The 19,703-nt window shown below is 75.8% G+C and carries 19 protein-coding genes; 11 read left to right on the forward strand and 8 right to left on the reverse strand.

Going from position 1 to position 19,703, the window contains the following annotated elements:
• Window positions 1–138 precede the first annotated feature (138 nt).
• From ACF1ED_RS35435 to ACF1ED_RS35455, 5 genes are all read right to left on the reverse strand, one after another.
• Window positions 139–405, reverse strand: coding sequence for a metal-sensitive transcriptional regulator (locus tag ACF1ED_RS35435; protein WP_391767472.1), 267 nt, complete (start codon window positions 403–405; stop codon window positions 139–141).
• A gap of 43 nt (window positions 406–448) precedes the next feature.
• Complete coding sequence (locus tag ACF1ED_RS35440) at window positions 449–1,345, reverse strand: sulfite exporter TauE/SafE family protein (RefSeq protein ID WP_391767473.1); 897 nt, start codon at window positions 1,343–1,345, stop codon at window positions 449–451.
• Window positions 1,342–1,917 carry a rhodanese-like domain-containing protein gene (locus ACF1ED_RS35445; protein WP_391767474.1) on the reverse strand — a complete coding sequence of 192 codons (576 nt, stop codon included), beginning with the start codon at window positions 1,915–1,917 and terminating at the stop codon, window positions 1,342–1,344. The genes ACF1ED_RS35440 and ACF1ED_RS35445 overlap by 4 nt, the downstream gene beginning before the upstream one ends.
• 86 nt (window positions 1,918–2,003) lie before the next feature.
• Complete coding sequence (locus ACF1ED_RS35450) at window positions 2,004–3,395, reverse strand: rhodanese-like domain-containing protein (RefSeq protein ID WP_391767475.1); 1,392 nt, start codon at window positions 3,393–3,395, stop codon at window positions 2,004–2,006.
• Window positions 3,396–3,652: 257 nt separating this feature from the next.
• On the reverse strand, window positions 3,653–4,441 hold the full coding sequence (locus ACF1ED_RS35455; protein ID WP_391767476.1) for an IclR family transcriptional regulator: 789 nt from the start codon (window positions 4,439–4,441) through the stop codon (window positions 3,653–3,655).
• Between the two features lie 156 nt (window positions 4,442–4,597).
• Here ACF1ED_RS35455 and bla point away from each other — a divergent pair, with 156 nt between their 5' ends.
• Window positions 4,598–5,527 (forward strand): class A beta-lactamase, encoded by a 930-nt coding sequence (bla, locus tag ACF1ED_RS35460; RefSeq protein WP_391767477.1) that lies wholly within the window; start codon window positions 4,598–4,600, stop codon window positions 5,525–5,527.
• 25 nt (window positions 5,528–5,552) lie between these two features.
• Here the strand turns inward: bla and ACF1ED_RS35465 are convergent, their stop codons facing one another.
• On the reverse strand, window positions 5,553–6,023 hold the full coding sequence (locus ACF1ED_RS35465) for a GNAT family N-acetyltransferase (protein ID WP_391767478.1): 471 nt from the start codon (window positions 6,021–6,023) through the stop codon (window positions 5,553–5,555).
• Window positions 6,024–6,460: 437 nt separating this feature from the next.
• Between ACF1ED_RS35465 and ACF1ED_RS35470 the strand changes: the two genes are divergently transcribed.
• From ACF1ED_RS35470 to ACF1ED_RS35510, 9 genes are all read left to right on the forward strand, one after another.
• Window positions 6,461–7,921: a tetratricopeptide repeat protein gene (locus tag ACF1ED_RS35470; protein WP_391767479.1), complete on the forward strand. Its 1,461-nt coding sequence runs from the start codon at window positions 6,461–6,463 to the stop codon at window positions 7,919–7,921.
• A gap of 122 nt (window positions 7,922–8,043) precedes the next feature.
• Entirely contained in the window at window positions 8,044–9,219 is a 1,176-nt protein-coding gene (locus ACF1ED_RS35475; protein ID WP_391767480.1) for an NAD(P)/FAD-dependent oxidoreductase, read from the forward strand.
• A complete protein-coding gene (locus ACF1ED_RS35480) occupies window positions 9,216–9,533 on the forward strand; it encodes a (2Fe-2S)-binding protein (RefSeq protein ID WP_391767481.1) in 318 nt (105 codons plus the stop codon). The genes ACF1ED_RS35475 and ACF1ED_RS35480 overlap by 4 nt, the downstream gene beginning before the upstream one ends.
• Complete coding sequence (locus tag ACF1ED_RS35485) at window positions 9,514–10,908, forward strand: NAD(P)/FAD-dependent oxidoreductase (RefSeq protein ID WP_391767482.1); 1,395 nt, start codon at window positions 9,514–9,516, stop codon at window positions 10,906–10,908. The genes ACF1ED_RS35480 and ACF1ED_RS35485 overlap by 20 nt, the downstream gene beginning before the upstream one ends.
• 82 nt (window positions 10,909–10,990) lie before the next feature.
• Window positions 10,991–11,890, forward strand: a complete 900-nt coding sequence (locus ACF1ED_RS35490; protein WP_391767483.1) for a dihydrodipicolinate synthase family protein — start codon at window positions 10,991–10,993, stop codon at window positions 11,888–11,890.
• 22 nt (window positions 11,891–11,912) lie between these two features.
• Window positions 11,913–12,917 (forward strand): proline racemase family protein, encoded by a 1,005-nt coding sequence (locus tag ACF1ED_RS35495; RefSeq protein WP_391767484.1) that lies wholly within the window; start codon window positions 11,913–11,915, stop codon window positions 12,915–12,917.
• Entirely contained in the window at window positions 12,905–13,975 is a 1,071-nt protein-coding gene (locus ACF1ED_RS35500; RefSeq protein WP_391767533.1) for a proline racemase family protein, read from the forward strand. The genes ACF1ED_RS35495 and ACF1ED_RS35500 overlap by 13 nt, the downstream gene beginning before the upstream one ends.
• On the forward strand, window positions 13,972–14,925 hold the full coding sequence (locus ACF1ED_RS35505; RefSeq protein ID WP_391767485.1) for an ornithine cyclodeaminase family protein: 954 nt from the start codon (window positions 13,972–13,974) through the stop codon (window positions 14,923–14,925). The genes ACF1ED_RS35500 and ACF1ED_RS35505 overlap by 4 nt, the downstream gene beginning before the upstream one ends.
• A 40-nt stretch (window positions 14,926–14,965) precedes the next feature.
• Complete coding sequence (locus ACF1ED_RS35510) at window positions 14,966–15,682, forward strand: GntR family transcriptional regulator (protein ID WP_391767486.1); 717 nt, start codon at window positions 14,966–14,968, stop codon at window positions 15,680–15,682.
• A gap of 84 nt (window positions 15,683–15,766) precedes the next feature.
• On the opposite strand, the gene ACF1ED_RS35515 is transcribed toward ACF1ED_RS35510, so the two are convergent.
• The gene (locus ACF1ED_RS35515) at window positions 15,767–17,212 is read right to left on the reverse strand and encodes a glyceraldehyde-3-phosphate dehydrogenase (RefSeq protein WP_391767487.1); all 1,446 of its coding nucleotides are present in this window, start codon (window positions 17,210–17,212) and stop codon (window positions 15,767–15,769) included.
• A 196-nt stretch (window positions 17,213–17,408) separates the two neighbouring features.
• Here ACF1ED_RS35515 and ACF1ED_RS35520 point away from each other — a divergent pair, with 196 nt between their 5' ends.
• The gene (locus ACF1ED_RS35520; RefSeq protein WP_391767488.1) at window positions 17,409–18,644 is read left to right on the forward strand and encodes a cytochrome P450; all 1,236 of its coding nucleotides are present in this window, start codon (window positions 17,409–17,411) and stop codon (window positions 18,642–18,644) included.
• Between the two features lie 12 nt (window positions 18,645–18,656).
• On the opposite strand, the gene ACF1ED_RS35525 is transcribed toward ACF1ED_RS35520, so the two are convergent.
• Window positions 18,657–19,694: a serine hydrolase domain-containing protein gene (locus ACF1ED_RS35525; RefSeq protein WP_391767489.1), complete on the reverse strand. Its 1,038-nt coding sequence runs from the start codon at window positions 19,692–19,694 to the stop codon at window positions 18,657–18,659.
• Between the last annotated feature and the right edge of the window lie 9 nt (window positions 19,695–19,703).

Below are 19,703 nucleotides of genomic sequence, written 5' to 3' on the forward strand. Positions count from 1 at the left end.
CAATGCGGGGGGGGCGCCCTTGGGTGCGGGGGCCACCCGGGGCGTGGTGTTCCCGACCCGTCTCCCAATTGCGGGGGGGGCCGCCCCCGCCCCCCGCCGGGGGGCCCCGGGGCGCCCCGGGGCCCCCCGCGACGGGGCTCAGGCCAGGGCCAGGAACAGCTTCTCCAGCTCCGCCTCGGTCATCGGCGGGGTGTCGGCCGGGGCGTCGGACAGGCACTGCCGCATCCCACTGGCGACGATCTTGAACCCGGCCCGGTCCAGGGCCCGGGAGACGGCGGCCAGCTGGGTCACCACGTCCTTGCAGTCGCGGCCCGCCTCGACCATCGCGATCACCCCGGCCAGCTGGCCCTGGGCGCGCCGCAGCCGGTTGAGCACCGGCGCCACCGCCTCTTCGTCGACCCGCACGGCAGTCCTCCTTCATCTCTCGCCCCCCGCCCCAGGATACCCCCTAGGGTATTAAATCGGACGGCATCGGGAGCGACTGCTCGCGGGCGGCCACGGTACGGCCCCGGGCCCGCCGGGCGACCCCGACGGCCGCCCCCGCCGCTCCCGCCGCGCCCAGGACCGCCCAGGTGGCGGGGTGGGTCCAGAGGCCGGGATCGAGCTGCCGGGTGAGGACGAAGACCCCCATGACGACGACGAACCAGCCGAACGCCCTGCGCAGGACCCGCTGCGGGATCCGGCCGGCCAGGCGGGCGCCGGCCAGGCTGCCGAGGACGGCCGCCGCGGTGACGGTCAGGGCGAGGCCCCGGTCGGGGGAGGCGCCCGAGAGGTGTCCGGCGAGGCCGGCGAAGGAGTTCATGGCGATGACCAGCAGCGAGGTGCCGACGGCGGTGCCCAGGGGCAGGCCGCCCAGCAGGGCGAGCGCCGGGACGACGAGGAAGCCGCCGCCGGAGCCGACCAGGCCGGTCACCGCGCCCACCGCGAGACCTTCGGCCGCGATGCGCTTCACCGTCGGTTCGCCGTGACGGGCCTTCGGTTCGCGGGCGGCCCGGGGCCGGCGCAGCATCGCGAAGGCGGTGGCGAGCATCATCAGCGCGAAGGCGATGAGCAGGGCGGTGCCGGGGACGTGTGCGGCGAGGCGTCCGCCGCCGTAGGCGCCCGCCATGCTGAACGCGCCGAAGAGCAGGCCGGTCCGCCACCGGACCCGGTGGGCGCGGGCGTGCGGGATCAGGGCGGCGAGGCTGGTGACGCCCACGACGAACAGGGAGGTCGCGATCGCCTCCTTGGTGTCCTGCCCGGCGAGGTAGACCAGGATCGGCACGGTGAGGATGGAGCCCCCGCCGCCCAGGACGCCGAGGCTGACGCCGACGAGCAGGGAGGCCGCCACGACCAGGACGGTCACCGGGTGCTCCGCAGCTCCGCGAGGACGGCGCGGATGTCGGTGCGCGGGCCGCGGTTGTAGGGCAGCTTGGACAGCAGCACGCCCAGGGCGCAGGAGTTGCTGAGGGCGGCGTAGGTGAGGCCGGCGCCGACGGCCGTGCCGACGAGGTGGGCGCCGGGGACGGCGATGCCGACGAGCCCGGTGGCGAGGACGACCGAGCCGGCGACGAGGCGGACCTGGCGCTCCATGTCCCACCGCTCGGGACCCCGCTCGACCGGCGCCCCGGCCGTCTCCCAGGCGACCATGCCGCCGTCCAGGACGCGGAGGTTCGGCAGTCCGGCCTGGGCCAGGGCCTGCTCCGCCTCGCGGGCCCGCCGGCCCGAGCGGCAGACGAGCACGACCTCCTCGTCCAGGTGGGAGAGCAGTTCCGCGCGGTGCTCGCGCAGGGTGTTCAGGGGGACGTTGTACGAGCCCCGGATGTGCGCCGCGCGGAACTCGCCGGGCGTGCGCACGTCGAGGAGCCGCGGGGCCTCGCCCTCCTGGACGAGGCGGTGCAGGACGGCGGGGGAGAGGGAGGCGGGGGTGGCGCTCATGGGGGAGTGGCTCCGTTCGTGCGGGGTGCGGGGTGCGGGGTGAGGGATGAGAGGGGAGGGGCGGGGGCGGCGGGCGCGCGGTGCCGTCAGGCGGTGGCGGGTTCCGTCGCGGTCAGGGCCCAGGCCGCGTAGCCGCCGAGGAGGTCGGAGACGTCCTGGAAGCCGCGCCGGCGCAGCAGGCTGGCGGCGACGGAGGAGCGCCCGCCGCCGGCGCAGTGCAGCACGAGCGGCCGGTCGGCGGGGAGCTCGCCGCTGCGGGCGGGGAGTTCGTTGAGCGGGATGTGCAGGGCGGCGTCGATGAAGCCGTTCGCCTCGCGCTCGCCGCAGGTGCGCACGTCCACGACGAGCGGCGGCCGCTCGTCGGCGAGCGCGGCCCGCAGCCGGGCGGCGGTGACCCGGCTTGCCGGGGCGACCTCGTCGGCCAGCGCCTCCATGGCCGCCTCCGGCTCGGGGAGGTAGCCCTCGGCGCGGTCCAGGCCGACGCGGGCGAGACGGGTGACGATCTCCTCCTCGCGCCGCTCCGGCGCGATGACGACGAGCCGGTCGGCCGGGTCGAGGACCGTGCCCGCCTGCTCGGCGAACCGCCCGTCGGCCGGCACGTTCACCGCGCCGCGCAGGTGCCCGGCCGCGAACTCCTGCGGGTCGCGGGCGTCGACCACGACCGCCCCGGCGGCCCGCAGGTCCGCGAACTCGGCGGTCGTCAGGGGCCGGGCGGCGGTGGCGGAGTCGAAGAGCCGCCGGTCCTTGCGGTTGAGGTCGGCGTCGTAGGCGAAGTAACCGGGGGCGGGGGGCTGCCCGGCGGTCACCAGGGCGACGAAGGCGTCCCGGTCCATGGGCGCGCAGGCGTAGTTGGTGGCCCGCTGCTCCCCGATGGTGGAGGACTTCTCGGTGGAGAGGTTCCTGCCGCAGGAGGAGCCGGCGCCGTGGGCGGGGAGGACCCGGACCTCGTCCGGCAGGCCCATCAGCTTGTTCTGGACGCTGTCGTGCAGCATCGCGCCCAGCTCCTCGGCGGTCACGCCGACGGAGGCGAGGAGGTCGGGCCGTCCGACGTCGCCGATGAACAGCGCGTCGCCGGTCAGCACGCCGTACGGGACCTCGTCCCCGGCGTGCTCGTACACCAGCACGCTGACCGACTCCGGGGTGTGCCCCGGCGTCTCCATGACCTCCAGGACGACGTCGCCGAGGGCGATCCGCTCGCCTTCCCGGAGCGCGCGGATCGGGTACTCGGTCTTCGCCCGCCGGCCGTAGCCGATCCAGGCGCCGGTCCGGTCGGCCAGCTCCAGGTGGCCGGCGACGAAGTCGGCGTGGAAGTGGGTGTTGATCACCCCGACGACGGTGAAGCCGTGCGCGGAGGCGTCCGCGAGGTACTCGGAGACGTCCCGGCGCGGGTCGACCACCACGGCCTGCCCGGTGCCCTCGTCGGCGATCAGGTACGAGGCGTGGGACAGGCAGTCGAGGTAGTACTGGGCGAAGAACACGGCGAGCCTCCCATAAGGATTCGGATACCCCCCTAGGTATTCACGGCTCCGACCGTACGAGGTCGTGCCGCGCCTCGTCAAATACCCCCCTGGGTATCCGATGTCATAGGGGTCGAGCTCCGCTCCTTATACGGGTGGGGGTATGCTGACGTGCGGCGGGCACGCGAAAGGGGCCCCGCCGGTCTCTCGGCGACGCCCCTTCTCCCACTCCGCTCCGCTCCCCCTCCGCCGGGCCCCCGTGCCCCGCGGACGCCCGGTCAAGGCTCGTGACCGGCCGCGGCCACCGCGAAGGTCTGGGAGACGAGCACCTGCTCCGCGCGCCGCTGGAGCCGGTCCGCGAGGGTCCGCAGCCGCGCGCCCTCGGCGGCGGGGATCGACAGGGCCACCGCGGCCGTCTCCGTGCCCACGGTGATCGGCACCGCCGCGCAGGCCGTCCCGAGCGCGTACTCCTGGTGCTCCAGGACCGGCAGGCGCCGCGGCAGGACCGCGAGCCGCCGCTCGAAGTCGCGCCGCGTCGCGACCGTGTGCCCGGTGAGACCCGCCACCGGGTGGCGGCCCAGGTGTTCGACGCGCTGCTCCGGCTCCAGCTGGAGCAGCAGGCTCTGACCGGCGGCGTGGGCGTGGGCCGTGGCCCGGAAGTCGGCCCACTCCTGGACCGGCGGCCGTCCCGGGTTGTCCGACACGGCCCCGAGCTCCACCTCGCCGTCCCGGTACTGGACGAAGTAGACGGCCGCGTCCAGCTCCAGGCTCAGGGCGTCCACCCAGGCCTGGACCCCGAGCGCCGGCTCGTGGGCGACGCGGCCCGCGTCCCGGCGCAGCGGCGAGACCAGCCGGTAGACACCGTTGTCGTTGCGGACGAGTCCCTCGTGGACCAGCGTCCGCAGCAGGTGGTAGGCCGTGGGCAGCGGCAGCAGCGCCTCGCGGGCCAGTTGCTTGGCGCTGCCCGTGCCGCCGCGCCGTTCCAGCTCGTCCAGCAGCCGTACGGCCCGGCGCACCGACTGGATCAGGGTCGGGGCCGAGCCGCTTTCCCCCTCACGAAATCGCATCCGTGTCCTTTCGCAACGCGCGGAGCACTGTGCTCCGGGTCCATGATCGGACAGTGAACACCGAATCACGTACCGTCAGGTGGCCGGGGTGTCGGAACCGTCCGCCGGCACCCCGCGTGGTCCCCTGCGGAAACGATCACCTCCGAAAGGACGTTCGTGCACTTCCAGCATCCCGGCGCCTCCCGCCGGACCGCCCTCGCCCTCGGCGCCGGCACGGCGCTCACCACCGCCCTCGGCCTCGCCGCCGCCGGCCCCGCCTCGGCCGCGCCGGCCGGCCGCGCCGAGGACCGCGTCGCCGCCCGCCTCCGCGCCCTGGAGGAGCGGTACGACGCCCGCCTCGGCGTCCACGCCCACGACGTGCGCACCGGCCGCACGATCGCCCACCGGGACCGCGAACGCTTCCCGATGTGCTCGGTCTTCAAGACCCTCGCCGTCGCCGCCGTGCTGCGCGACCTCGACCACGACGGCACCTTCCTGGCCCGCCGCATCCCCTACACGGCCGCCTGCGTCGAGCGCTCCGGCTGGTCCCCGGTGACCGGGGACCCCGAGAACATCGCCCGGGGCATGACCGTCGCCGAACTCTGCGACGCGACCATCCGCTTCAGCGACAACACCGCCGCCAACCTGCTCCTGCGCGAGCTGGGCGGCCCCACCGCGGTCACCCGCTTCGCCCGCTCGACCGGGGACCCGGTCACCCGGCTCGACCGCTGGGAGCCCGAGCTGAACTCCGCCGAACCGTGGCGGACCACCGACACCACCACCCCGCGCGCCATCGCCCGGACCTACGGCCGGCTCGTCCTCGGCCGCGTCCTGGAACCGGCCGACCGCGCCCTCCTCACCGACTGGCTGCTCCGCAACACGACCAGCCCCACCCGCTTCCGCAAGGGCCTGCCGGCGGACTGGACCGTCGCCGACAAGACCGGCGGCGGCGAGTACGGCGGCAACAACGACGTCGGCGTCACCTGGCCGCCGGACGGCGGCCCGATCCTCCTCTCCGTCCTCACCACCCGCTTCGAACCGGACGCCGAGGGAGTGGACGAACTGGTGGCCGCCGCCGCGGCGGTCGTCGCGGAGGAACTCCGCTAGGTCCTGCCCGGCGAGGGGCGGCGGATCAGGCCTCGGGGGCCATGTCGTACGTGATCCACATCGTGCGCGCGGCCACCTGGTCGTACTTGGAGCGGGCGCGGTGGTTGTCGTCGGCCGTGATCCAGCGGACGACGCTCCAGCCGCGCTCCGCGCCGATCCCGCGCAGCGCGGCCAGCAGCAGGTCGGCCGCGCCGGTGCCCCGGCTCGCCGGGTCGACGAAGAGGTCGTCGAGCCAGCCGCCCACGGACGCGGACAGCGGGCGCGCGAAGGGCCGGAAGTGCGCCAGCCCGACGAGCCGCCCGCCGGCGCCCTCCGCCACCAGCCCCTCCACCTCGTGCGCCGGGTCGTGGATCCAGGACCAGACGAGCCGGGCGGCCTCCTCGGTCTGCTCGACCCGGTAGAACTCGGCGTAGCCCCGGTAGAGGGCACGCCACTGGTCGAAGTCCTCCTTCCGGACGGGACGGACCCGGACGGCGGTGGCGTCGGCGACGGACATCGGTGTTCACTCTCCTCCCGCACCGCGCCCTGCGGTGCGGGAGCCAGTGGACCATGCCGCCGGGTCAGCGCTTCAGGGCGGCCGGGAGGGGGGGTGCGGGCGGTGCGATCCGGTACGAGGCCGTCCCCGGGCCCGGGGCGGGCGGGGCGTCCCGGGGGCCCGGGCCGCGCGGGGCCGCGCGCCGGGCGGGCGGTGGGCGGTGAGCGATGCGCGGACCGGCCGGTGGCGGTGAAGAGCGCGGCGGACGGGGGTGCCCGGGGCGCGTGCCGGGGCGCGGGCGGAGTGCGGCGGGGCCGGGTGGGGCACGCTCCCGATGCCGCCGGGAGGAGCACCGCCCCGCCCGGCGCGTCACCGGACGGCCGGGCGGGTGCCACCCGTGCGACCCGGCGGCCCGTCCGGACGCGAGGCAGTACGAGGAACCGAGGTGAGGACCCGCATTGGCGACCGACCGCTACGGCAACACCCTGCACGACTGCACCTCCGAGGGCGCGGCCCATCTGGACCGGGCCGTCGAGGCCCTGCTCTTCTTCCGGCCCGAGGTGGCCACGGCCGTCGAGGACGCCCTCGCGGCGAGCCCCCGGTCGCCCGACGCCCAGGCGTTCGCCGCCTATCTGGGGGTGCTCGGCACCGAGCACACCGCCGCCGCCGCGGCCAGGGCCCGCTTCGAGCGCCAACTGGCCGGCCGGGACACCGCGGCTCTGCCCGCGCGCGAGCGGCTCCACCTGGCGGCGGCCGGGGCGTGCCTCGCCGGGGACCTGCACGGGGCGGGCGACCTCCTGGAGGAGCTGAGCCTCGCCCACCCGAGGGACGCGCTCGCGCTCTTCGCCGGGCACCAGCTGGACTTCCTCACCGGGGACGCGGTGCGGCTGCGGGACCGGATCGGCGGCGCCCTGTCGGCGTGGGGGAGGGCCGACGAGCACCGGGGGCCGCTGCTCGGCATGTACGCCTTCGGCCTGGAGGAGGCCGGGCACTACCGGCGCGCGGAGGAGGCCGGCCTGGCGGCGGTCGAGCGGCACCCGAGGGACGTGTGGGCCGTGCACGCGGTGACCCACACGTACGAGATGCAGGGACGGGTCGCCGAGGGCGTCGCCTTCCTCGACGGGCGCGCGGGGGACTGGGCGCGCGGCAACTACCTGACCGTGCACAACTGGTGGCACTACGCGCTCTACGCCCTGGAGGCGGGCGCCGAGGAGACGGCGCTGCGCGTGTACGACGCGGCCGTCCACCACGAGGAGTCGGCGGGGCTCGCCATGGAACTCCTCGACGCGGCCGCGCTGTTGTGGCGGCTGCGGCTCGCCGGCCGCGAGGAGCCGGACCGCTGGGCGCGGCTCGCCGACGCGTGGGCCGCGCGGGCGGACCCGCCGTTCTACGCCTTCAACGACGCGCACGCGGTGATGGCGTACGTGGGGGCGGGGCGGATCGGGAAGGCCGAGGAGCTGGTGGCCGACCGGCGGCGGTGGCTGGCCGAGGGCGCAGGGGAACGGGGGCGGCGGTCCCCGTCCAACCACGCGATGACGGCGGAGATCGGGCTGCCGGTGTGCGAGGCGCTGGTGGCGCACGGGCGCGGCGACCACGCCGCCGTGGTGGAGCTGCTGTGGCCGGTGCGGCGCAGGCTCCAGGTCTTCGGCGGCAGCCACGCGCAACGGGACGCCGTGCAGCGGACGCTGCTGGAGTCGGCGCTCGCCGCCGGGGAGCACGACCGGGCCCGGCTGCTGCTGAGCGAGCGGGACGGGCTGCGCCCGGACAGTCCGTACAACTGGCTGGGGAGGGCCCGGCTCGCGGACGCGATCGGTGACGCGGCCCTCGCGGCGGTGGCGCGGGAGCGGGCGGCGGACGCGGCGAAGGGGCTCGGGCCGACGGCGCCCGGGCTCGGTCCCGTACCGTCACCGCCGCTCTGAACCGCGGCCGGGGAGCCCGGCGGAGGAGCTTCGCGGAGGCCCGGCGGAGGCCCGGCGGGGGACTTCGCGGGTGCCTGGTGAAGGGGCTGGGCACCGACAGAAGAATGTGACATATTACTGCGGTGCCCAAGAGACACTCACCGGACGTCGTGATCATCGGCGCCGGCGCCGTCGGAGCCGCCTGCGCCTACTACGCGGCCCGCTCCGGACTCACCGTCGCCGTGGTCGACCGCGGTCCCGTCGCGGGCGGCACCACCGGCGCCGGGGAAGGCAACCTGCTCGTCTCCGACAAGGAGGCGGGCCCCGAGCTCGACCTCGCGCTGCTGTCCACGAGACTCTGGCGCGAACTCTCCGGCGCACTCCCGCCGGAGACCGAGTACGAGCCCAAGGGCGGGCTCGTCGTGGCGCCCGACGAGCCCGCCCTCAAGGCCCTCCGCTCCTTCGCGGAGGGCCAGCGGGCGGCCGGCGTCACCGCCGCCGAGGTCCCCGCCGACCGGCTCGCCGACCACGAACCCCATCTCGCCCCCGGCCTGGCCGGCGGCTTCCACTACCCGCAGGACGCCCAGGTCCAGCCCGCGCAGGCCGCCGCCCGGCTGCTCGCCGCCTCCGGCGCCGCGCTCCACCTCGGCGAGGAGGTCACCGCGGTCCTCCGCGACGCGTCCGGAGCCGTCCGGGGCGTGCGCACCGCGCGGCGCGAACTCCTCGCCCCCGCCGTCGTCAACGCCGCCGGCACCTGGGGCGGCGAGGTCGCCCGCCTCGCCGGCGTCCACCTGCCGGTCCTGCCCCGGCGCGGTTTCGTCCTCGTCACCGAACCCCTCCCGCGGATCGTCCGGCACAAGGTCTACGCCGCCGACTACATCGCCGACGTGGCCAGCGGCTCCGCCGCCCTGCAGTCCTCGGCCGTCGTCGAGGGCACTCCCGGCGGCCCCGTCCTCATCGGCGCCACCCGCGAGCGCGTCGGCTTCGACCGCTCGCTCTCCACCGAGGCCCTGCGCCGGCTCGCCGCCCAGGCCGCCCGGCTCTTCCCGGTCCTCGCCGGCGTCCAGGTGCTCCGCGCCTACCACGGCTTCCGCCCCTACCTCCCCGACCACCTGCCGGCGATCGGCCCCGACCCCCGGGTCCCCGGTCTCCACCACGCCTGCGGCCACGAAGGGGCGGGCATCGGCCTCGCCCCCGCCACCGGCGCCCTCGTCGCCGCCGCCCTCACCGGCGCCGAACCCCCGCTCGATCCCACACCGTTCCGCCCCGAGCGCGACCACGGCCCCGCGGACGACCCGACCCAGGAGGAGCAGAGTTGAGCCGCCGCACCCCGCGCGCCCTCGTCGGCGGCGCGCCGCAGGAGACCTTCACCTTCCGCTTCGACGGCCGGGACGTCCCGGCCGCCGCCGGGCAGACCGTCGCCGCCGCCCTCTGGGGCGCGGGCGTCCTCGCCTGGCGCACCACCCGGCACGGCGGCGAACCCCGGGGCGCCTTCTGCGGGATCGGCCAGTGCTTCGACTGCCTGGTCACCGTCGACGGCACCCCCAACCGCCGCGCCTGCCTCGTCCCCGCCCGCCCCGGCGGCCGCGTCACCAGCCAGGAGGGAACCGGCCATGACGACCTCGCCGTCTGACCCGGTCACGGGCGCCGACCTCGCGGTCGTCGGCGCGGGACCCGCCGGACTCGCCGCCGCCGTCACGGCCGCCTCGCTCGGCCTCGCCGTCACCCTCCTCGACGCGGGCGCCCGCCCCGGCGGCCAGTACTACCGCCACCCCGACCCCGCCCTCGGCGCCACCCGCCCGCAGGTCCTGCACCACGACTGGGCCGCCTTCGCCGGCCGCGAGGCCGAGCTGCGCGCGTACGAACGCTCGGGCCGCGTACGGTATCTGGCGGAGCATCAGGTCTGGAGCGTGACCGGCTCCGGCACCGACTGGGCGGTGCACTCACGGACCGAGGACGCCGCCGGGGAGCCCGTCCGGGCCCGCGCGGTGCTGCTCGCCACCGGGGCGTACGAGCGCCAGCTCCCCTTCCCCGGCTGGACCCTGCCCGGCGTCGTCGGCGCCGGGGGAGCGCAGGCCATGCTCAAGAGCGGGCTGGTGCTGCCCGGCCGCCGCGCCGTCGTCGCGGGCAGCGGACCCCTGCTGCTCGCCGTCGCCGCCTCGCTGGCCGCCGCCGGGGCCCGGGTGCCCGCCGTCGTCGAGGCCGCCGGGTACGGGGGGTACGCCCGCCGCACCGGCACTCTGCTGCGCAACCCGGCCAAGCTCGCCGAAGGCGCCCTCTACGGCGGGGCGTTGCTCCGCCACCGGGTCCGGCCGCTGCTCCGGCACGCCGTCGTGGAGGCGCACGGCACCGAACGGGTCGAGGCGGTCACCGTGGCCCGGCTCGACCGCGACTGGCGGCCCGTGCCCGGCACCGGCCGGCGCGTCCCCTGCGACGCGCTCGCCGTCGGCCACGGGCTGGTCCCCGAACTCTCCCTCGCCACCGCCCTCGGCTGCGCCACCCGCACCGCCGCCGACGGGACCGCCGCCCTCGTCCTCACTCCGGGGCTGCGCACCTCGGTGCCCGGAGTCTGGGCGGCGGGCGAGGCCGGAGGCGTCGGAGGGGCCCGACTCGCCCTGGTGGAGGGGGAGATCGCGGCGCACTCGGTCGCCGGACGCCCCGCCCCCGCCGGTCTCGTCCGGCGCCGGGACCGGCTGCGGGCCTTCGCCGGCGCCATGGGCGCCGCCCACCGGCCCGGTGCCGGCTGGACCGGCTGGCTCCGCGAGGAGACGGCGGTCTGCCGCTGCGAGGAGGTGCCCGCCGGGCGCGTCCGCGAGGCGGTCGAGGAGCTGGGCGCCACCGACGCCCGCACGGTCAAGCTGCTGACCCGGGCCGGGATGGGCTGGTGCCAGGGGCGCGTGTGCGGTCCGGCCGTGGCCGCGCTCGCCGGCGGCGGTGCCGTCGCCGACCGGCGCCCGCTGGCCTGCCCCGTACGGCTCGGGCAGCTCGCGGAACTCCCCGCCGACTAGCCGTTCTCCGCGGCGTTCACACTCTTGTGGCCGCCGCACACCTACTAGTAAAATGTCACACACTACAAAGGAGTACGTCACGATGACCGACACCCGCACCCGCCCCTGGCACGGCATCATGGTCGCCACCACCCTGCCGCTGCGCGAGGACCTCTCCGTCGACCTCGACGCCTACGCCGAGCACGTCCGCTGGCTCATCGACAACGGCTGCGACGGCGTCGTGCCCAACGGCTCGCTGGGCGAGTACCAGACCCTCACCGACACCGAGCGCGCCGCGGTCGTCCGCACCGCCGTCGCCGCCGCCGGGGACGGCGCCCGCGTCATGCCCGGCGTCGCCGCCTACGGCTCCGCCGAGTCCCGCCGCTGGGCCGAACAGGCCGCCGAGGCCGGCGCCGGCTCCGTCCTCCTGCTGCCGCCCAACGCCTACCGCGCCGACGAGCAGGCCGTCCGCGCCCACTACGCCGAGGTCGCCGGGGCCGGGCTGCCGGTCGTCGCGTACAACAACCCCATCGACACCAAGGTCGACCTCACCCCCGCCCTCCTGGCCCGCCTCCACGCCGACGGGAACATCGTCGCCGTCAAGGAGTTCAGCGGCGACGTCCGCCGCGCCTACGAGATCGCCGAACTCGCCCCCGGACTCGACCTCCTGATCGGCGCCGACGACGTCCTCCTGGAGCTGGCCATCGCCGGCGCCGTCGGCTGGATCGCCGGCTACCCCAACGCCCTGCCCGAGTCCGCGGCCACCCTCTACCGCGCCGCCGTCGCCGGCGACCTCACCACCGCGCTGCCGCTCTACAAGTCCCTGCACGGCCTCTACCGCTGGGACTCCAGGACCGAGTTCGTCCAGGCCATCAAGCTCTCCATGGACCTCGCCGGCCGCCCCGGCGGCCCCACCCGCGCCCCGCGCCTGCCGCTCACCGGCGCCGCCGAGGCCGCCGTCCGCGCCGCCACCGAGAAGGCCCTGGCCGAGGGCCTCCGCTGACCCCAGGGGAGAAGGACAGCCCATGCGCACCCGACACGTCTACCACGCGGTGGACTCCCACACCGAGGGCATGCCCACCCGGGTGATCACCGGCGGAGCGGGGGTGATCCCCGGCGCCACCATGGCCGAGAAGCGGCTCCACTTCATCGAGCACCGCGACTCCCTGCGCACCCTGCTCATGTACGAGCCGCGCGGCCACGCCGCCATGAGCGGCGCGATCCTCCAGCCCGCCACCCGCCCCGACGCCGACTACGGAGTCCTCTTCGTCGAGGTCTCCGGCCTGCTCCCGATGTGCGGCCACGGCACCATCGGCGTCGCCACCGTCCTCGTCGAGACCGGCATGGTCCCGGTGACCGAACCGGTCACCACCGTCCGCCTCGACACCCCGGCCGGCCTCGTCTCCGCCGACGTCCGCGTCGAGGACGGCGCCGCCCGCTCCGTCACCCTCACCAACGTCCCCGCCTTCACCGTCGGCCTCGACCTCAAGACCGAGGTCCCCGGCTTCGGCACCGTCACCTACGACCTCGCCTACGGCGGCAACTTCTACGCCTTCGTCGAACTCGACGCCCTCGGACTCCCCTTCGACCGCGCCCGCAAGCAGGAACTGCTCACCGCCGGGCTCGCCGTCATGGACGCGATCAACGCCGGCGACGACCGGCCCGTCCACCCCGAGGACCCGGCCGTCGCGGGCGTGAAGCACGTCTACCTCGCCGCCCCCGGCTCCGACGCGGTCCGCTCCCGGCACGCCATGGCCATCCACCCCGGCTGGTTCGACCGCTCCCCGTGCGGCACCGGCACCAGCGCCCGGATGGCCCAGCTGCACTCCCGCGGACAGCTGGCCCTGGACACCGACTTCGTCAACGAGTCCTTCATCGGCACCGAGTTCACCGGGCGGCTCGTCGCCGAGACCACCGTCGGCGGCCGGCCCGCCGTCGTCCCGACCGTCACCGGACGGGCCTGGATCACCGGCACCGCCCAGTACTTCCTCGACCCCACCGACCCCTTCCCCGCCGGATTCCTGCTGTGAGCGCCGAAGCCCGGGAGGTCCCCGGGCCGGACGGGATCCGCGTCACCGACTACCACACCGCCGGCGAACCCTTCCGGATCGTCGCCGACGGCCTGCCGCCCGTCCCCGGCGACACCGTCGCCGAGCGGTACGCCACCGCCGTCGGCGCGGGCGGCTCCGGCACCGCCCCCCGCCCCGGACCCCTGGACGCGCTGCGCCGCCTCCTCGTCCAGGAACCGCGCGGCCACGCCGGCATGTACGGAGGGTTCGTCGTCCCGCCCGACGACGACGGCGCCCACCTCGGCGTCCTCTTCTGGCACAAGGACGGCTTCTCCACCGCCTGCGGGCACGGCACCATCGCGCTCGCCGCCTGGGCCGTCGACAGCGGCCTCGTCCCGGCCGGCGACGGCGACCGGGACGTCCCGGTCCGCGTCGACGTGCCCTCCGGCCGGGTCACCGCCACCGTCCACCGCTCCGGCGGCCGCACCACCGGCGTCACCTTCCGGAACGTGCCCGCCCGGGTCACCGCCCGGAAGGTGCCGGTGGCCACCGGCCTCGGCATCGTGGAGGCCGACCTCGCCCACGCCGGCGCCTGCTACGCCTCCGTCTCCGCCCGCGACCTCGGCCTCTCCGTGGACCGGTCCTCCCTGCCCGAACTCACCCGGGCGGGACGGGAGATCCGCACCGCGCTCGCCGGCCACCCCGCCACCTGGCACCCCGACGGGCCGCTGCTCTCCGGGGTGTACGGCGTGATCTTCCACGAGGACCTGCCCGACACCTCCGAAGGGCCGCGCCAGCGGAACGTCACCGTCTTCGCCGACGGCCAGATCGACCGCTCCCCGTGCGGCTCGGGCACCTCCGCCCGGCTCGCGCTCCTCGTCGGCGAGGGCCGGCTGGAGGAGGGGCGGGTCCTCACCCACGAGTCCGTCGCCGGCACCCTCTTCACCGGCCGCGCCCTCCCCGGCGGCGACCCCGCCGAAGGGCTCGTCACCGAGGTCACCGGCACCGCCCACCGCACCGGCACGGCGCACTTCACGCTCGACCCGGACGACGCGCTCGGAGCGGGGTTCCTCCTGTGAGCGAACCCCCGCTCCCGTACCTCGACGCCGCCGCCGTCACCCGGCTGCTCGCCCCGGCGGCGGCCGTCGAGGCCCTCGCGGACGTCCTGCGCGAAGGGCTCGACCCCGAGGCCTGCCCGCCGCGCTCCGCCGTCCCCGTCCCGGCGGGCGAACTGCTGCTGATGCCCGCCGCCGCCGGCCGCTGGGCCGGGGTGAAGGTCGCCGGGGTGGCGCCCGGCAACGCCGCCCTCGGGCTGCCCCGCGTCACCGGGAGCTACCTCCTCCTGGACGGCGCCACCCTCCGGCCCCGCGCCCTGCTCGACGGCGCCGCGCTCACCGCGCTGCGCACCCCCGCCGTCTCCGCCCTGGCGATCCGTCACCTCGCTTCTGCCGAGAGGCCGTTGAGGACGGTGCTGTTCGGCTCGGGACCGCAGGCGTACGGTCACGTGGACGCGCTCCTCGCGGTGCGGAAGCTCGCCTCCGTCACCGTCGTGGCCCGCGACCCCGCACGGGCCGCCGCCCTGGCCGGGTACGCCCGGGGGGCCGGCGTCCCCGAGGCCCGTACCGGCACCCCGGGGGAGGTGGCGGAGGCGGACCTGGTGGTGTGCTGCACCACCGCCCGCGAACCCCTCTTCGACGGACGGCGGGTGGCGCCCGGCGCGGTGGTCGTCGCCGTCGGCTCGCACGAGCCGGACGCCCGCGAGACCGACACCGCGCTGGTGCGCCGCTCCGAGGTCTGGGCCGAGGCGCGGACGGCGGCCCGCCGGGAGGCCGGTGACCTGCTGATCCCCGAGGCGGAGGGGGCGATCGGCCCCGGTCACCTCACCGGCACGCTCGCCGATCTCGTACGGGGCCCGGCCCTGCCGCCGCCGGGACCCGCTCCGCGCCTCTTCAAGAGCGTGGGGATGGCCTGGCAGGATCTCGCCGTGGCCGTCGCGGTCCACCGGGCGGCCACCAGCGGAGAAACGTGACATTGTACGCTGGGCGCCTGCGGATTCTCGGAGGAACGGCGTGGGTGACCTGAAGCAGCACAGTCTCATCAAGGCCCAGGAGCGGCTTCGCGACCAGGTGGGCCACGCGCTGCGCGCCGCCCTCACGGCCGGGGAGCTGAAGCCGGGAACCGTCTACTCGGCCCCCGGCCTCGCGGCCGAGCTCGGCGTGTCCGCCACCCCGGTGCGCGAGGCCATGCTCGACCTGGCCCGCGAGGGCCTCGTCGAGCCGGTCCGCAACAAGGGCTTCCGGATCACCGAGGTCAGCGAGCGCGAACTCGACCAGTGCACCGAGCTGCGCATGCTCATCGAGGTGCCCACGGTCGGCCGGGTCACCGAGACCGCGACGGCCGAGCAGCTGGAGGCGCTGCGCCCGCTGGCGGAGGAGATCGTCGTCAACGCCCGCGCGCACAACCTGATCGGCTACCTGGAGGCGGACCGGCAGTTCCACCTCACCCTCCTCGGCCTGTGCGGGAACGACCGGCTGGTGGAGACGGTGGGCGACCTGCGCAAGCGGTCCCGGCTCTACGGCCTGACGGGGCTCGACGAGGCGGGCAAGCTGGTCAGCTCCGCCGAGGAGCACGTCGAACTCCTCGACCTCATGATCGCCCGGGACCGGGCGGGCGCCGAGGAGTGCATGATGCGCCACCTCGGCCATGTCCGCTCGCTCTGGGCCGAGGCCCGGGACGAGCCGGTCGAGCCGGCCACCGGCGCGCTGCGCCCGGTGCGCAAGGGCTGACCGCGCGACGCGAGCACGCGAACGGCGCGCCGCCCTCCCCCCGGGGAGCGCGGCGCGCCGTTCTCGTGCGGGCGCGGGCGGGGATCAGACCGCCGGGGCCGGGAAGGTCGGGTACTCGACGCCCGAGACGTGCTGGACGACGCGGATGACCTGGCAGGAGTAGCCGAACTCGTTGTCGTACCACAGGTACAGGATCGCGTTGTCGCCGTCGACCTTGGTCGCGCCGGCGTCCACGATGGAGGCGTGGCGCGAGCCGACGAAGTCCATCGAGACGGCGTCGGGAGCCGTGGTGAAGTCGATCTGGCGCTTCAGCGGCGAGTGCAGCGAGACGTCGCGCAGGTACTCCAGGACCTCGTCGCGGGTGGTCTCGCGGCCCAGGCGCAGGCTGAGGATGGCGATCGAGACGTCCGGGACGGGGACGCGGATCGAGCTGCCCGTGATCGGGGCCTTGAGCTCCGGCAGCGCCTTGGCGACGGCCGAGGCGGCACCGGTCTCGGTGATCACCATGTTGAGCGGCGCGGACCGGCCGCGGCGGTCGGCCTTGTGGTAGTTGTCCAGCAGGTTCTGGTCGTTCGTGAACGAGTGGACGGTCTCCACGTGACCGCGCAGCACGCCGTACTCGTCGTCCATCGCCTTGAGCGGCGGGACGATGGCGTTGGTGGTGCAGGAGGCACAGGAGAGGATCTGCTCGTCCGGCTTGATCGTGTCGTGGTTGACGCCGTGCACGATGTTCGGCACGTCGCCCTTGCCGGGCGCGGTCAGGACGACCTTGTCGATGCCGGGGCGCAGGTGCTTGGAGAGGCCCTCGCGGTCCCGCCACTTGCCGGTGTTGTCGATCAGGATGGCGTTCTCGATGCCGTACGCCGTGTAGTCGACCTCGGAGGGGTCGTTGGCGTAGATGACCTTGATCGTGTTGCCGTTGGCGACGATGCTGCTGTTCGCCTCGTCGACCGTGATCGTGCCCTGGAACTGGCCGTGGATCGAGTCCCGGCGCAGCAGGGAGGCGCGCTTGACGAGGTCGGCCTCGCCGCCGCCGCGCACGACGATGGCGCGCAGGCGCAGGCCGTTGCCCGAACCGGCCTTCTCGATGAGGAGGCGGGCGACCAGGCGGCCGATGCGGCCGAAGCCGTAGAGGACGACGTCCCGGCCGTCACGGCGCTCGATCTTGTTCGCCCCCGTGGCGCCGGCGACGGCGTCCGCGGTGAACTCCTCGACCGTCAGGCCGCGCGAGTCGGCCTTGTACTCGGCGGCGAGCATGCCGATGTCGATCTGCGAGGGGCCGAGGTCGAGCGTGGTGAGCGTCTGCAGGAAAGGCAGCGTCTCGGTGACCGAGAGCTCCTCGCCGGCGATCTGGCGGGCGAAGCGGTGCGTCTTGAGGATGCTGACGACCGACTTGTTCACCAGGGAGCGGCTGTGAACGAGGACGGTGACGTCCTGCTCACGGTGCAGCTTCCCGATGATCGGGATCATCGACTCCGCGATCTCCTCACGGTTCTTCCAGCTGGTGAACGAGTCATCATTGACAGTCACAAGATTTATCTTTCGAGCTAGACGGCGCTCATATGGTAACCCGCGGCTCCTCCGGCCCGACAAGGGGGCCCGAACAGCTGTCCGCGAGCTCACACCCCCGGACCACCGGTTCTCGGCCAACCGGCCGGACACCGCCCTGTCGCCGTCGCACCGCTCCCCCCACGCTGGATCCCGACGCCGACGAAAGGGAACCGCCGTGCCGCACCCCGACGAACCGCTCGTCCTCGACCCCGCCGGGACCGACCCCCACGCCGAACACGCCCTGCTGCGCGCCCGCGGCCCCGCCACCCCCGTCGACGTCCTCGGCGTCCGCGCCTGGTCCGTCTCCGACCCCGCCCTCCTCAAACGGCTCCTCACCAGCGCCGACGTCTCCAAGGACGGCCGCCGCCACTGGCCCGGCTTCGAGGAGGCCGTCGCCCGCTGGCCGCTCGCCCTCTGGGTCGCCGTCCGCAACATGTTCACCGCGTACGGCTCCGACCACGCCCGGCTCCGCCGCATCGTCGCCCCCGCCCTCTCCGCCCGCCGGGTCGCCGCCCTGCGCCCGGACGTGGAGGCGATCGTCGCCGGACTCCTCGACGAGCTCGCCGCCCTCCCCGCCGGAACCGTCGTCGACCTGCGCGAACGCCTCGCCCACCCGCTGCCGATCGCGGTCGTCGGCCGGCTCCTCGGCGTCCCCGAGCAGGACCGCGAGCGCTTCCGCGCCCTCGTCGACGCCGTCTTCGACACCACCCTCGACGCCGAGGCCGCCCGGCTCAACGCGGAACGCCTCTACGCCCTCTTCCACGCCTTCATCGCCGCCAGGCGCGCCGACCCCGGCGACGACATGACCTCCCTGCTCCTCGCCGCCCGCGACGAGGAGGGCGACGGCTCCCGCCTGAGCGAGCAGGAACTCGCCGACACCCTCCTCCTCATGGTCAGCGCCGGCTACGAGACCACCGTCAACGTCATCGACCAGGCCGTCACCGCCCTGCTCACCCACCCCGGCCAGCTCGCCCACGTCCGCTCCGGACGCGCCGGCTGGGACGACGTCGTCGAGGAGACCCTCCGCCTGGAACCCGCCGTCAAACACCTGCCGCTGCGCTACGCCGTCGCCGACGTCCCGCTCCCCGACGGACGGGTCATCGCCCGGGGCGAGGCCATCCTCGCCTCCTACGCCGCCGCCAACCGCCACCCCGACTGGCACGGCCCCACCGCCGACGCCTTCGACCTCACCCGCGCCGCCAAGGACCACCTGGCCTTCGGCCACGGCGTCCACTTCTGCCTCGGCGCGCCCCTCGCCCGTCTGGAGGTCGCCACCGCCCTGAGCGCCCTCTTCACCCGCTTCCCCGGCCTGGAGCTCGCCGTCCCCGCCTCGGAACTGGCCCGCACCCCGTCCCTCATCTCGAACGGCCACCGGACGCTGCCGGTGCTCCTGGGCCCGGCGGCCCGCTGAACCGGACCGCGCTCAGGCGAAGGCGTGCGCCCGGAACGCCTCGCGGACCCGCGCCAGCGGAGCCGGGTCCCGGGTCGTGTACAGCCGGTTGGTGAGGAGGACCGCCCAGCGGGCGCGGGCGGGGGAGACCCACATCGCGGTGCCGGTGAAGCCGAAGTGGGCCCACACGTCGTCGGCGGGGGCGGTGCCGGGGGCGGGGTGCCACAGCAGGCCGCGCGGCGGTTCGAGCGCGCCGGTGGAGACGCGGAGGGAGGCGGCCGCCCAGGCGGGGGAGAAGGTGCCGGGCGGCGGGGACAGGACGCCGCGCAGGAAGCGGCCGGTGTCGCCCGCCGTGGTGAAGACGCCGGCGATCCCGCAGGCCCCGCCGAGGAGCCGGGCCGAGAAGTCGTGCACCGTGCCCTTCAGGTGACGGGCCGTCTCCTCGTCGTACTCGGTGGGCGCGCAGCGGGCCGCGGCCTCCGGCGGCAGCGGGCCCCAGCGGGTCTCGCGCATGCCGAGCGGCGCCCAGACGCGCTCCCGCGCCAGCTCGGCCAGCGGCCGGCCCGTCAGGTGCTCGCAGAGCCAGCCGAGGACCAGCGCCGCCCGGTCGGTGTACGCGACGGCCGCGCCCGGCGGGTGCCGCAGCGGCTCGGCGAGCACCCCGTCCCGCACGTCCTGCGGGTCGGAGCCGTACAGGAAGCGCAGGTTGGCCCGGAGCGGCATCCCGGCGGTGTGGGTGAGCAGGTGGCGCGCGGTGACCCCGCCGGCCGGGCGGCCCGCCGCCGCGGGCCAGAAGGAGCCGAGCGGCGCCGACAGGTCCAGCTTCCCGGCGTCGACCAGGGTCCCGGTCACCGCCCACACCGTGAGGATCTTGGTGAGGCTCGCCACGTCGAAGAGGGTGTCCGGGCGGACCGGCTCCTCGGGCCGGGCCGGGTCGAGCACGCCGACCGCCCCGGCCGAGCGGGTGCCGGACCGGTCGCCGACCGCCCAGACGGCCCCGGGGCACACGCCGTCCCGGACCGCCCCGGCCAGCAGCCGGGCGTGGGGAGGGACCTCGCTGCGCTCCGCCACGGCACGCCT

Source organism: Streptomyces sp. NPDC014656 (assembly GCF_043084305.1).
In the GTDB taxonomy this organism is placed as follows: Bacteria; Actinomycetota; Actinomycetes; order Streptomycetales; family Streptomycetaceae; genus Streptomyces.

What these genes read in the sequence shown, in the direction of transcription:
- ACF1ED_RS35445 (WP_391767474.1), bottom strand. Translation starts at nt 1,917, where the DNA reads ATGAGCGCCACCCCCGCCTCCCTCTCCCCCGCCGTCCTGCACCGCCTC.
- ACF1ED_RS35455 (WP_391767476.1), bottom strand. Translation starts at nt 4,441, where the DNA reads ATGCGATTTCGTGAGGGGGAAAGCGGCTCGGCCCCGACCCTGATCCAG.
- ACF1ED_RS35465 (WP_391767478.1), bottom strand. Translation starts at nt 6,023, where the DNA reads ATGTCCGTCGCCGACGCCACCGCCGTCCGGGTCCGTCCCGTCCGGAAG.
- ACF1ED_RS35485 (WP_391767482.1), top strand. Translation starts at nt 9,514, where the DNA reads ATGACGACCTCGCCGTCTGACCCGGTCACGGGCGCCGACCTCGCGGTC.
- ACF1ED_RS35490 (WP_391767483.1), top strand. Translation starts at nt 10,991, where the DNA reads ATGACCGACACCCGCACCCGCCCCTGGCACGGCATCATGGTCGCCACC.
- ACF1ED_RS35495 (WP_391767484.1), top strand. Translation starts at nt 11,913, where the DNA reads ATGCGCACCCGACACGTCTACCACGCGGTGGACTCCCACACCGAGGGC.